10 protein-coding genes, 1 tRNA gene, 2 rRNA genes and 1 pseudogene (1 of these 14 only partly in view) are annotated in these 11,929 nt (G+C 62.9%); 2 read left to right on the forward strand and 12 right to left on the reverse strand.

Annotated elements, in window-relative coordinates; genetic code table 11:
• Nucleotides 1-17: 17 nt before the first annotated feature.
• The 7 genes from IWY39_RS09275 to ectA form a co-directional block, all read right to left on the reverse strand.
• Entirely contained in the window at nucleotides 18-1,373 is a 1,356-nt protein-coding gene (locus IWY39_RS09275; RefSeq protein ID WP_107125783.1) for an MFS transporter, read from the reverse strand.
• On the reverse strand, nucleotides 1,370-2,605 hold the full coding sequence (locus IWY39_RS09280; RefSeq protein WP_107125784.1) for an MFS transporter: 1,236 nt from the start codon (nucleotides 2,603-2,605) through the stop codon (nucleotides 1,370-1,372). The genes IWY39_RS09275 and IWY39_RS09280 overlap by 4 nt, the downstream gene beginning before the upstream one ends.
• Nucleotides 2,606-2,625: 20 nt before the next feature.
• Complete coding sequence (locus IWY39_RS09285) at nucleotides 2,626-4,068, reverse strand: aspartate kinase (protein WP_107125785.1); 1,443 nt, start codon at nucleotides 4,066-4,068, stop codon at nucleotides 2,626-2,628.
• Nucleotides 4,065-4,985: an ectoine hydroxylase gene (gene thpD, locus IWY39_RS09290; protein WP_107125786.1), complete on the reverse strand. Its 921-nt coding sequence runs from the start codon at nucleotides 4,983-4,985 to the stop codon at nucleotides 4,065-4,067. Before thpD ends, IWY39_RS09285 begins: the two co-directional genes overlap by 4 nt.
• Before the next feature lie 110 nt (nucleotides 4,986-5,095).
• The gene (locus IWY39_RS09295; protein ID WP_107125787.1) at nucleotides 5,096-5,509 is read right to left on the reverse strand and encodes an ectoine synthase; all 414 of its coding nucleotides are present in this window, start codon (nucleotides 5,507-5,509) and stop codon (nucleotides 5,096-5,098) included.
• A 15-nt stretch (nucleotides 5,510-5,524) separates the two neighbouring features.
• Nucleotides 5,525-6,835, reverse strand: a complete 1,311-nt coding sequence (gene ectB, locus IWY39_RS09300; protein ID WP_017181218.1) for a diaminobutyrate--2-oxoglutarate transaminase — start codon at nucleotides 6,833-6,835, stop codon at nucleotides 5,525-5,527.
• Nucleotides 6,836-6,851: 16 nt separating this feature from the next.
• Nucleotides 6,852-7,340 carry a diaminobutyrate acetyltransferase gene (ectA, locus tag IWY39_RS09305; protein ID WP_107125788.1) on the reverse strand — a complete coding sequence of 163 codons (489 nt, stop codon included), beginning with the start codon at nucleotides 7,338-7,340 and terminating at the stop codon, nucleotides 6,852-6,854.
• Between the two features lie 267 nt (nucleotides 7,341-7,607).
• On the opposite strand from ectA, the gene IWY39_RS09310 reads away from it, so the two are divergent.
• Entirely contained in the window at nucleotides 7,608-8,096 is a 489-nt protein-coding gene (locus IWY39_RS09310; RefSeq protein ID WP_017181220.1) for a MarR family winged helix-turn-helix transcriptional regulator, read from the forward strand.
• Between the two features lie 81 nt (nucleotides 8,097-8,177).
• Here the strand turns inward: IWY39_RS09310 and IWY39_RS24000 are convergent.
• Nucleotides 8,178-8,351 (reverse strand): annotated as a pseudogene (locus IWY39_RS24000) (helix-turn-helix domain-containing protein); the annotation flags it as partial.
• A 12-nt stretch (nucleotides 8,352-8,363) separates the two neighbouring features.
• The gene (locus IWY39_RS09315) at nucleotides 8,364-9,074 is read right to left on the reverse strand and encodes an AraC family transcriptional regulator (RefSeq protein WP_231377500.1); all 711 of its coding nucleotides are present in this window, start codon (nucleotides 9,072-9,074) and stop codon (nucleotides 8,364-8,366) included.
• A gap of 145 nt (nucleotides 9,075-9,219) precedes the next feature.
• Between IWY39_RS09315 and IWY39_RS09320 the strand changes: the two genes are divergently transcribed.
• Nucleotides 9,220-10,254 (forward strand): aldo/keto reductase, encoded by a 1,035-nt coding sequence (locus tag IWY39_RS09320; RefSeq protein WP_107125789.1) that lies wholly within the window; start codon nucleotides 9,220-9,222, stop codon nucleotides 10,252-10,254.
• 144 nt (nucleotides 10,255-10,398) lie between these two features.
• Here IWY39_RS09320 and IWY39_RS09325 read toward each other — a convergent pair.
• From IWY39_RS09325 to IWY39_RS09335, 3 genes are all read right to left on the reverse strand, one after another.
• Nucleotides 10,399-10,475 (reverse strand) — tRNA-Met (locus tag IWY39_RS09325).
• 89 nt (nucleotides 10,476-10,564) lie between these two features.
• Nucleotides 10,565-10,679: ribosomal RNA gene (rrf, locus tag IWY39_RS09330) — 5S ribosomal RNA — on the reverse strand.
• Between the two features lie 157 nt (nucleotides 10,680-10,836).
• Nucleotides 10,837-11,929: ribosomal RNA gene (locus tag IWY39_RS09335) — 23S ribosomal RNA — on the reverse strand (it continues 1,705 nt past the right edge of the window).

Below are 11,929 nucleotides of genomic sequence, written 5' to 3' on the forward strand. Positions count from 1 at the left end.
CAATCCTGCGGGCTTATTCATTTGGACGGCGCATGCTGATCCCGCATGCCGGCCCGCGCGAACGGATCGTCGTGCAGCGATCGACCGGCCGTTTCCGGCATGAAGCGGAGCGCGATCAGGCCGATGACGCAGGCCGCCATCATGTAGAAAGCGGGCATCAGTTCATTGCCGGTCCAGCCGATCAGCGCGCTGCCGATCGCAGGCGCGGTGCCGCCGAACAGCGACGTCGACATATTATAGGCGATGGCGAAGCCCGCAAAGCGCGCGGCTGTCGGGAACAGCGCCGGGAAGGTTGCGGAAATCGTCGCCAGTTGCGGGACATAGAGCAGGCCCAGCAGCACGAACCCGACAATCGCGCCCACCAGCCCCGTCGCCATCAGCATGTAGAGCGGCACGACCGCCACCAGCAGGCCCACGAGCGACAGGCGCCACATCGCCCGCCGACCGACCCGGTCGGACATATGCCCGGCAAAGGGCAGGAACAGCATCATGAACAGCATGCCGATGATCGGCACGATCAACGCTTCGTCCGGCGACAGGCCGATGCGGCGCTGCAAATAGGTCGGCATGTAGCTGAGCAGGGTATAGTTGACGACATTGAGCGCCACGACCAGTCCCGCGACGACCAGCATCGGCCGCTTATGGTCGCGCAACAGCCGTGCGAGCGGCAGCGATCCGCTGCCTTCGGCGGCCTGCTGGCGAAACACCGGCGTATCCTCCATCCGCGACCTTAGATACATGCCGATCAGGCCCATCGGCGCGGCCACCAGGAACGGGATGCGCCATCCCCAGTCATGCATCGCGGCATCACCCAGCAGCAGCGAAAAGCCCAGCATCAGCGCCGCGCCGAACGAAAAGCCCGCCAGCGTGCCAAACTCCAGGAAACTGCCATAAAAGCCGCGCCGGTCGTCGGGCGCATATTCGGCCATGAAGGTCGCCGCGCCGCCATATTCGCCGCCGGTCGAAAAGCCCTGCACCATCCGCAGCAGGATCAGCAGCGCAGGCGCGGCCCAGCCGATCTGCGCATAGGAGGGGATGAGGCCGACAGCCAGCGTCGCGCCCGACATCAGCAATATGGTGAGCGCCAATACCGATTTGCGGCCCAGCCGGTCCCCCATCGGTCCCCAGAACAGGCCACCCAGAGGCCGCACCAGAAAGGAGATGGCGAAGGTCGCCAGCGCGAACAGGACCGCATCGTCCACCTCGCCGGGGAAAAGCGCGGCCGAGATATAGGTCACGCCATAGGCGTAGATCCCATAGTCGAACCATTCCGTGGCGTTGCCCAGCGCCGACGCGGCGATCGCGCGGCGCAGGGTGGCGTTGTCGGCCTGCGCCAGGGCGTCGGGCGCGGCGGGCATGGCAGAAGCGGTCATTCGTCAAGTCCGTCCGATGTATTGGGATCGAGCAGCGCCGCCATCGGCGTCGTGCGCGGCACGATCTGGAAATTCTGCTGGTCAGGCAGGGGAACAGGGGGTGTCGCTGCCTGCCGCCACAGACCGAAGGCGAGCGTCGCGGCGGCGCAGAGGGCGATGAACAGGAAGAGGCCGCCGCCAGGCGCAAGGCTCATCATCATCGCGGCCCCCAGCGGGCCGATCGCCGCGCCCACCGAATAGAGCAAGACCAGCCGCCCGCTCGCCGCGACCCGCTCGTCCGCGAGCAGCCGGTCGTTGCAGTGCGCGACGCAAAGCGGATAGAGCGCGAAGCTGAGGCCGCCAAACAACCCGCCCAGCGCCAGCAACGCCAGTCCGCCCGACGCCAGCATCGCCAGAAGCACGCAGACCGCCAGCGTCGCGGCAAAGCAGCCGACGATCACCCGCCGCCGATCGAGCCGGTCGGACAGGCGCCCCAACGGCCATTGCAGCGCAACCCCGCCCAGGATCACAATCATCATGAAACTGGCGGTCGCGCCCAGATTCAGCCCCAGCCGCCGAACATGCACCGCCGCCATGCCGTAAAATGCGCCCAGCATCAGCCCCGTCGCAACCGATCCGACCGTGCCGAGCGGCGAGGATGCGTACAGGGCGCGGATCGTGAAGGCTTCCGCCTCTACCGGCGCAGGCGCGCTGCTGCGGGTCAGGCAGAGCGGAATGATGGCAAGCGAAACGAGGATCGACGCGATCTGGAACGGCACCGCGGGCAGCGTCCCGCTTGCCCCCAGCAGCAACTGCCCGACCGCCTGTCCCGAATAGAGCGCGACCATATAGGCGGCCAATATGCTGCCGCGCGTTTCGGCTTCGGCCCGGTCGTTGAGCCAGCTTTCAAGGCAGATGAACACGCCCGCGACACACATGCCGTCGATCAGGCGCAGGCAGGCCCAGAACAGTGGATATTGCAGCAGCGCATAGGCAAGCGTGCTCGCCGACAACAGCGATACGAAGGCGGCGAATGCGCGGATATGCCCGACCTGCCGCACTATCGACCCCGCGCGCAAGGCGCCGATCACCAGCCCGCCGAAATAGGCGGTGGCGACCGCGCCGATCGCCATCGTGCCCGCCCCGGCCCGCTCCAGCCGAAGGCCGATGAGCGTGGACAGAAAGCCGCTGCCCGCCATCAATATGAAGATGGCGAGCAGCAGGCTGCGGACAGGATGGACGGCGGCAAGCATGGATGATGCGGATGCGCGGCTCAGGCCGCGCGCCGGCCTTCCGTCGCTTCGCGGCCATCTTCCACCAGCGCGCGGTGCAGCGCGCGAACGGCGGTGTCATACTGGTCGACATCGACGATGAACTGCACGTCGATATTGCGGATCTGGTGCTGCATCGCGACGATCGGCACATGCGCGTCCGCCAGCGCCTGCAAGGCGTCCGTCATCAGTCCCGGCCGTGAAATGTCGCTGCCGATGACGGACACGATCGCGACCGGGTGGGACGATATCGACGCATCGGGATATTGCGCCTGAAGGTCGGCGATCACCCGCTTCACCGTCGCGACATCGGCCGACAGATAGTGGGTGATGGTGTTGGCGTTGGATGCCTTGCTGACGATCCACGCGCCATGGCGGGCCAGCGCGTCCAGAATGGCGGCGTCATAGCCTTTCACCCCGACCATATCCTGCTCGAAAAATTGCAGGGCCTGTGCATGGCGCACGCCGGTCACGATTTCCACGCGCGGCGTGTCCGAAACATAGTTGCCGCAGATGAGCGTGCCGCCATCCTCCCGGTCGAACGTGTTTCGTACCCGCAGCGGAATGTCGGTCTGGCGCAGCCCCCTGCCCGCGCCGGGATGGATCGCCTCCATCCCAAGATTCGCCAGCTGGTCCGCCACATCATAATTGGTGCGACCGATCTTGCGGGCCTTGCCCGTGCCGACGAGCCGCGGATCGGCGCTCGACAGATGAAATTCCTTGTGGATGATCGCTTCGCGCGCTTTGGTCAGCACCGCGATGCGCGAAAATGTCATTTCCGAATAGCCCCGCGCATAGCGCCGCACCATGCCCTCCGTGCATCCGGCATAGCCAGTGACGATCGGCAGCGTGGTCGACAGGTCGATCGATGCGAATGCCTGCCTGATCCGATCGTCCAGTTCGCGCATATCCTGTTGGTCCCACAAGGTGAGATCGACGAACTGGGCATTGACGCCCCGGTCGCGCAGCAGCAGCGCCGTCGAATGGGCGCTGTGCGCTTCGCCCAGACCCGCCAGCAGCTCGCGCACCGTCATCAGCTGTTCCTTGACGCAGAAGCGGCCATGGCTGCGCAGACGCGCCAGATCGTCAAGGCAGGCGGCCACGGCGTCGATCCGCATGTCGACAAAGGCGTTGGCCTCCGCCAGTCGGTCGGCGCGGACGAACATGGTGGCATTATGGTCCCGCATCGCGCGGCGCACCGCGTCCATCGCCTGGCGCCAGCCCGTCGCATCATCGTCGGCGACGAAACGGGCATAGACGCCAGCGTCGCCGCTCTTCTTATGTTCCAGCAACAGGTCGGTCATCCCGGCATAGGCCGACACCACGAAAATCCGGTTGTAGAGGTCCGCGCCCTTGCGGCCCGCGATCAGCACATTGTCGAACAATGTCGCGGTCGCGGCCATGGAGGTGCCGCCGATCTTTTCGACGCTATGGATATTGCTCATGCCAGCGCCTCCTCCATCAACGGCCCGCTGACGGGCGAGATCACCTGCGGCTCGCCGCGCGCGGCGATGAAGTCGGGGCGCGGCCGGTCGACGCCAAAGGGTGCGTCCAGCCGGTTCGACACGGCATTATAGACCAGGAAGGCATTGGCGCGCGGGAACGGCGTGATGTTGCCGTTCGACCCATGCATGACGTTGCAGTCGAAGATCACCACCGATCCCGGCTTTCCCGTCGGGGCGACGATGCCGAACTTGTGGGCCAGCTCGGCAAGGCTGTCCTCGTCAGGGACGCCATATTCCTGCTTCTTGAGCGACTGGCGATAATGATCCTGCGGCGTTTCGCCAACGCAGGTCAGGAATTGACGGTGCGATCCGGGGATCAGCATCAACGGGCCGTTATGCGGCGTATTTTCCGCCAGCAGGACCGACATGGACAGCGCCCGCATGCGCGGCATTCCATCTTCGACATGCCAGGTTTCAAAATCGCTGTGCCAGTAGAATTCCTTGCCCTGGAAACCCGGCTTATAGTTCAGTCTCGACTGATGCATATAGACATCGTCGCCCAGCAGGAAGCGGGCCACCCCGGCCAGCCGCTCGTCGGCGGCCAGTCGTCCGATCACCCGGCTCTGGGCATGGATGCGGAAGATCGACCGGACTTCCTTGCCACCCGGTTCGGTAATGACCGTTTCCTCCTCCAGCGCATCGGGATCGCCAAGCAGCATCCCGGCCTCGCTCTGAAGAAAAGCGATCTCCGCGTCGGAAAACAGATCCTCCAACACGACAAAGCCGTCGCGGTCGAAGGCGTCGGCCTGTTCGCGGCTGACGGGCGCGTCCGCGTTCCAGGCGCTATGGACGACGGGATCGAGACGCGGCAAAAATTCCGCCATGGTCGCATGGCGGGATGGGTAGAGGTCTTTCATGGGACTCCCCCTTTGTTCGTTCATGGAAAATTCGAAATGGCCGGTTCGGGACCGGCCGGCGCTGCATCGGTTCGTTTCGACCGAATGAGGGGCAGCGCCATCGCCCGGCCCTATTCGGCCAGCGCCGGTTCGCGCGCGGCGCTGGCTTCGGCGGGATAAGCGCCATTTTCGTCATGCACTTCCGTGCCGGTCACCGGCGGATTGAAGGTGCAGGCGCACAATATGTCGGTTTCGGGCCGCACCACATGCCGGTCATGCGCATTGAGCGCATACATGACGCCCGGCGCCAGTTGATGGGTAATGCCGCTGTCCAGATCCTCGATAGTGCCCGTGCCCTTGAGCACCAGCACCGCCTCCAGATGATTCTGGTAATGCATGTGCAATTCCCCGCCAGCGTACATGGTCGTGACGTGGAAGGAGAAGCCCATATTGTCGTCCTTCAGCAGAAGGCGCGCGCTTTCCCAGCCCTTGGACTTCACGTTGCGGTCGGACTTGCGAATATCCTGCAGTTTGCGAATGATCATAGCTGATATCTCCTCTTATTCTGCGGCGACGCCATAAGTGACGCCCAGCGCGGACCGGATGCTCTCCTCAAGAATGTCGAGGCCGGCCGACAGCACGGCGTCCTCGATCACGAGGGGCGCCAGCACCTTGACGATCTCGTCATGCGCGCCGCTGGTTTCGATGATGAGCCCCTGCGCAAAGCAGGCGGCGGTGATGGTTGCGGCGACATCGCCCGATCCGACGTCGATGCCGCGCATCATGCCGCGACCGCGCGTGGACAGCCCATGTTCGGCCGCCATCGCGTCCAGTCGCCGCGCCAGCAGCGCGCCGCGACGGGCGACATCCTGCCGGAAGCGATCGTCGCTCCAGAAATGGCGCAGCGTGGCCGTCGCCGTGACGAAGGCATGATTATTGCCCCGGAAGGTGCCATTATGCTCGCCCGGCGCCCATTGATCGAGTTCCGGGCGGAACAGCGTCAACGCAAAGGGCAGACCCATGCCCGACAAGGACTTGGCCATCGTGACGATGTCGGGCGTGAAGCCCATGCCTTCGAAACTGAAGAAATTGCCGGTGCGGCCGCAGCCCGCCTGAATATCATCGACGATCATCAGCGCGCCGTGACGCTTGGCGATCTCTGCAATCTTGCGCAGCCACTCCGGCGACGCGGCATTGAGGCCGCCTTCGCCCTGCACCGTTTCGACCAGAATGGCCGCTGGCGCGTCCAGCCCGCTCGACGGGTCGGACAAGCGCCGCTCAAGCAATTCGGCAGTGTCGACGTCGGGGCCATGATAGCCGTCATAGGGTTCATGCGCGACATGGCTCAGCGGCACGCCCGCGCCGCCGCGCTTGGCGGCATTGCCGGTGCAGGCGAGTGCGCCCAGCGTCATGCCGTGGAAACCGTTGGTAAAGGCGATCACCATTTCGCGGCCGGTAATCTTGCGCGCCAGCTTGATCGCCGCCTCCACCGCATTGGTGCCGGTCGGTCCGGTGAACATGGCGCGATAATCAAGACCGCGGGGCTTGAGGATGACATCTTCCAGCGCCGCGAGGAAATCCGCCTTGGCGTCGGTATGGAGGTCAAGCCCATGGGTGATGCCGTCGCCAGCGAGATAGTCGACCAGCGCACTCTTCAGCACCGGATGATTATGGCCATAATTCAGCGTCGAGCAGCCCGACAGGAAGTCCAGATAGCGACCGCCCTGATTGTCGTGCATCCACACGCCCTGCGCGCGGTTGAACTGGCGCGGCATGGCGCGGGCATAGCTGCGAACCCCCGATTCACGCCGTTCATAGATACGGGTGTCCGGAATGGACGCGGTCGGTTTGGGCTGTGTGATGATCGTCATGATGGTCAAATCTCTTTCAAATATGCGTCAGGGTCGGCAGCGGGCCGATACGCGCCTGCCATTCGGTGTCATGTGCGCCGGCAAAATGGGCTTCGCGCTCGAAACGGGCCGTCTTTTCAAGCGTCGCGTTCCAGCGGTGCGCCAGTCCTTCAAACAGGCCCCAGGATGCGCGATTATCTTCGGTCACGGTGGTCGTCAGATAGGCGACGCCGCTTTGCTCTGGTCGCGCCAGCAGCGCTTCGATCATGCGCCCGCCAAGACGCTGACCCCGCACGGCGGATGACACCGCGACCTGCCAGACAAAGAAATTTTCGGGCGCTGCCGGGGGGCGATAGCCCGATACCCAGCCAACCACCACGCCAGCGCGTTCGGCGATGATGCAGCTATCGGCAAAGTCCGTGCATTGCAGCAGATTGCAATAGGCCGAATTGGGATCGAGCGGCGGACAGGCCGCGATCAATCCGCTGATGACCGGCCCGTCGGTCGCAACGGGCTTGCGGAACATGATGTCCTGCCCCTCGCCCTGTTCAGAGCGCGCAGAAGCCCGTGGCGGCGAAGCGGCCGCTGTAGCTTGGGAATCGAAGATTGTTTATCTCCCGAATTATATTTTTACGCGGAGAAGCAGATTCCCCGGCGAGATGGTCGACTATATGCCTTTTCAGTGCGCCATTTTCAACCCCGAACGGCAAATAATGTTTCAATCAATGAAGGATAAAAATGGAAATTTCGGGTGCAATGGCGCTTCCCCTGGCTTCGCGCTATGGGCGTTGGGATGAACTCCGAAATAGCCTCGCTAACCCTGCGCGCCCTGCGCCGCGTGCTGCGCGCGACAGAGATTGGCAGCCGCCAGCTCGCCTCCACGACAGGCCTCACGCCTTCGCAATTGCTGGTGCTGCGTGAAATCGACACACGCGGATCAGCCATGCCCTCGGCGGTGGCGCAGACGCTGCAATTCAGCCAGGCAACGATCACCGCGATCGTGGATCGGCTCGTCGCGCTCGGCTTCGTTCAGCGCCAGCGCGGGGAGCGCGACAAGCGGCAGATCCACCTGACCCTGTTGCCCGATGGCAGCAAGGCGCTGGCCGGCGCGCCCGATCCGTTGCAAATGCGCTTCATCGACCGGTTCGATGCCCTGCCAGCCTGGGAACAGGCCATGATCCTTGCCGCGGCGGAAAAGCTGGCGGTGTTGATGGACGCCGACACCATCGATGCCGCACCCTTGCTCGACGGCGGACGGATAGACCGGTCGGAACCGCATTGAGGCCCATCCCGGTCCTCTGGTCGCCGACGTGAACGGCATGGGCCGCCCCCGGACACCGGCGCTTCGTCGCAGATAACGGCCTCAGACTTCCAGATCTGCCGTGACGTCCTTCCTGATGGCGCTGACATCGCGACGCGGTGGCTGGCCGAACAGACGCCGATAGTCGCGATTGAATTGCGATGCGCTTTCATAGCCGACCGCAAAGCCCGCTGCGGCAGCTTCGTTGGTTTCCGACAGGAGCAGGCGGCGCGCGGCCTGAAGCCGGACCTACTTCTGGAACTGGATGGGTGTCAGCGTCGTCGCCGCCTTGAAATGGCGGTGCAGGCTGGCCGCGCTCATCGCAGCCATGCCGGCCAGTTCATCGATGCTGATCGGGTCTGCATAATGATCGGTGATCCAGCGCAGCACGCGGGCAATGCGCGCGATGGCGCCGCCCGCCAACCCGATCTGGCGCAGGCTTCCCCCGTGCGGTCCGTTCAACAGCCGCCAGACGATCTCGCGGCGGATCAACGGGGCCAGCACCGGCAGATCGCGGGGCGTATCAAGCAAAGCGAACAGGCGAATGAGGGGATCGAGCAAGGACGGGTCCAGAGCGCCGACCACCAGCGGCCCGCGTTCGGCGGCAGGCGACGCATCCTCCAGTTCGACGACCAGTTCCGCGATCATTGCCGGATCGATGGTCAGGCTGAAGGCCATATAGGGCCGATCGGGCGAGGCTTCGACAATCTGGGCCGTTACAGGCAGATCCATCGACGCGATCAGATATTGACCCTGGGTATAGCGCCATGCCTGTTCGCCCAGCAGGCTGATCTTGGACCCTTGCAGCACCACGCAGAATGATGTGCGATAGATGGATCGCATGATGTCGCTGGGCTGTTCGGCATGACTGAGGAACAGGCCGTCGATCTGCGTCTCTCGCCCCTTGGCGTGCCAGTGTCGCGCCAGCAACCCGCGCAGATGGTCCATCGCATCTCTCATGACGCGATGGTAGCCGCGGGCCTTCCGCCGATCCACCCTGCCCCCACGCTTTGCGACTATCGGGCAAGAGTTTGCGAGAATTGGCGTAGCCCGGTCGCTGTCGGGGCGTATATTTCAAGCATCGCTCCCATCGAAGGAATCTCCCATGCGCTATCGCCCACTCGGCCCCAGCGGCCTGTTTGTTTCGGAAATCTGCCTAGGCACCATGACCTTTGGCGGGGGCGAAGGCATATGGGGCCTGATCGGCCAGTTGCAGCAGGATGAGGCCGACGCGCTGGTCCGGGCGGCGGTGGATGCCGGCGTCAATTTCATCGATACCGCCAATGTCTATGCCGGCGGCCAGAGCGAACGCATCCTGGGCCAAGCCATTCGCAATCTGGGCCTTGCCCGCGAAGATCTGGTGATTGCAACCAAGGTGCTGGGCCCCATGGGCAGCGGCCCCAACGCCAACGGCGCGTCGCGCAAGCATATTCACGACCAGATCAAGGGCAGCCTGCAGCGTTTGCAGATGGAATATATCGACCTGTATCAGATCCACGGTTTCGACGCGGCAACCCCGATCGAGGAAACGCTTGATGCGCTCGATGCTTTGGTACGCCAGGGACTGGTGCGCTATGTCGGCCTGTCCAACTGGGCCGCGTGGCAGATCATGAAGGCGGTCGGCCTGGCGCGCGCCCGGCAACTGGCGCCCATCCTGTCGCTACAGGCCTATTACACATTGGTCGGGCGCGACCTGGAGCGTGAGATCGCGCCAATGCTGACCAGCGAAAGGCTGGGGCTGATGGTATGGAGTCCTCTGGCGGGCGGCTTTCTGTCCGGCAAATATAGCCGTGAGCATGAAGAGGCGGGCGACGGTCGCCGCGCGGCCTTCGATTTTCCGCCCGTGGATCGGGACCGGGGCTATGCGGTCATCGATGCCCTGCGCCCGATTGCGGCGGCCCATGGGGTCAGCGTGGCGCGGATCGCGCTGGCGTGGCTGCTGCATCAGCCTGTTGTGACCAGCGTGATCATCGGGGCGAAGCGTCCCGAACAACTGGCCGACAATCTGGCCGCAACCACGATCCGCCTGACCGCTGAGGATCTGTCGGCGCTTGACGCGGTCAGCCGCTTGCCTGCGGAATATCCGGGCTGGATGCTGGAGCGGCAGGGCGCCTATCGCGCTGCAAGTTGGGAGCGGTAGACGTCTGGCTGCCTTGCCGCGACGGCCTGAGCGGATAGCCGCCATGGCCGTCTACGCCGTCGATCGCGTGGGCCTGTGCTGCTGAACGAGGAACGCCGCCCGAGGATTTCCCTGGGCGGCGTTTGTTGTGTGTGTGTCTGGCATTGGTTGCGGGAGTAGGATTTGAACCTACGACCTTCAGGTTATGAGCCTGACGAGCTACCGGGCTGCTCCATCCCGCGTCACCAAAGGACAAAGGGCGGACCTTTTGGGTCCGCCCTTTGATGAACTGTGAATGGGTTTTTGTGTCCTGATATGCGCGTGCTTCAATGCCTGGCGACGCCCTACTCTTCCAGTGCTTGAGCAATAGTACCATCGGCGCAGACTGGTTTCACGGCCGAGTTCGGGATGGGATCGGGTGGGTCACAGACGCTATGGTCACCAAGCAATGAAGCAGGCGCATATAAGGGGTTATAATCGATACCGTGCACGTGTGTTTGTGAGATTTGTATCTGGCTGGCTTGATAACCGACCATGTCTGTCAGGCATCTGTTGTCCAGAGCTGTCATTGATGGTGGGACTCTGCGGTTCGTGATGAACCGTTTAAGCGCGAATAGGACAATTAGTATCGGTTAGCTTCATGCGTTACCGCACTTCCACATCCGATCTATCAACGTGGTGGTCTTCCACGGTCCTGTGAAATCTTATCTTGAGGGAGGCTTCCCGCTTAGATGCTTTCAGCGGTTATCCCGTCCATACATAGCTACCCTGCTGCGCCACTGGCGTGACGACAGGTACACCAGAGGTATGTTCAACCCGGTCCTCTCGTACTAGGGTCAACTCCTCTCAAATTTCGACGCCCACGGCAGATAGGGACCAAACTGTCTCGCGACGTTCTGAACCCAGCTCACGTACCACTTTAATTGGCGAACAGCCAAACCCTTGGGACCTGCTCCAGCCCCAGGATGTGATGAGCCGACATCGAGGTGCCAAACGATTCCGTCGATATGAGCTCTTGGGAATCATCAGCCTGTTATCCCCGGCGTACCTTTTATCCGTTGAGCGATGGCCCTTCCACGAGGGACCACCGGATCACTATGACCGACTTTCGTCTCTGCTCGACTTGTCAGTCTCGCAGTCAGGCGGGCTTATGCCATTGCACTCTAACAGACGGTTTCCAACCGTCCTGAGCCCACCATCGCGCGCCTCCGTTACTCTTTAGGAGGCGACCGCCCCAGTCAAACTACCCACCACAGAGGGTCCCTGCACCGGATAACGGTGCGAGGTTAGACATCAGAAAACAGCAGGGTGGTATTTCACCTATGGCTCCACTCAGGCTGGCGCCCAAGTTTCAAAGCCTCCCACCTATGCTACACAGCTCTTTCCTAATGCCACTCTGAAGTTGCAGTAAAGGTGCACGGGGTCTTTCCGTCTAACCGCGGGTACTCCGCATCTTCACGGAGAATTCAATTTCGCTGAGCATATCCTGGAGACAGTGGGGAAGTCGTTACGCCATTCGTGCAGGTCGGAACTTACCCGACAAGGAATTTCGCTACCTTAGGACCGTTATAGTTACGGCCGCCGTTTACCTGGGCTTCAATTCAGAGCTTGCACTCCTCCTCTTAACCTTCAGGCACCGGGCAGGCGTCAGGCCCTATACGTCGTCTTGAAGCCGACTTAGCAGAGCCCTGTGTTT

Origin of the sequence: Sphingobium sp. JAI105, from assembly GCF_015752145.1 — a bacterium.
GTDB classification, from domain to species: domain Bacteria; phylum Pseudomonadota; class Alphaproteobacteria; order Sphingomonadales; family Sphingomonadaceae; genus Sphingobium; species Sphingobium xenophagum.

Coding starts and splice junctions, on each gene's coding strand:
- ectA (WP_107125788.1), bottom strand. CDS start 7,340: ATGTTCCGCAAGCCCGTTGCGACCGACGGGCCGGTCATCAGCGGATTG.
- IWY39_RS09275 (WP_107125783.1), bottom strand. CDS start 1,373: ATGACCGCTTCTGCCATGCCCGCCGCGCCCGACGCCCTGGCGCAGGCC.
- IWY39_RS09295 (WP_107125787.1), bottom strand. CDS start 5,509: ATGATCATTCGCAAACTGCAGGATATTCGCAAGTCCGACCGCAACGTG.
- IWY39_RS09310 (WP_017181220.1), top strand. CDS start 7,608: ATGAACTCCGAAATAGCCTCGCTAACCCTGCGCGCCCTGCGCCGCGTG.
- IWY39_RS09320 (WP_107125789.1), top strand. CDS start 9,220: ATGCGCTATCGCCCACTCGGCCCCAGCGGCCTGTTTGTTTCGGAAATC.
- IWY39_RS09285 (WP_107125785.1), bottom strand. CDS start 4,068: ATGAGCAATATCCATAGCGTCGAAAAGATCGGCGGCACCTCCATGGCC.
- thpD (WP_107125786.1), bottom strand. CDS start 4,985: ATGAAAGACCTCTACCCATCCCGCCATGCGACCATGGCGGAATTTTTG.
- ectB (WP_017181218.1), bottom strand. CDS start 6,835: ATGACGATCATCACACAGCCCAAACCGACCGCGTCCATTCCGGACACC.
- IWY39_RS09280 (WP_107125784.1), bottom strand. CDS start 2,605: ATGCTTGCCGCCGTCCATCCTGTCCGCAGCCTGCTGCTCGCCATCTTC.
- IWY39_RS09315 (WP_231377500.1), bottom strand. CDS start 9,074: ATGAGAGATGCGATGGACCATCTGCGCGGGTTGCTGGCGCGACACTGG.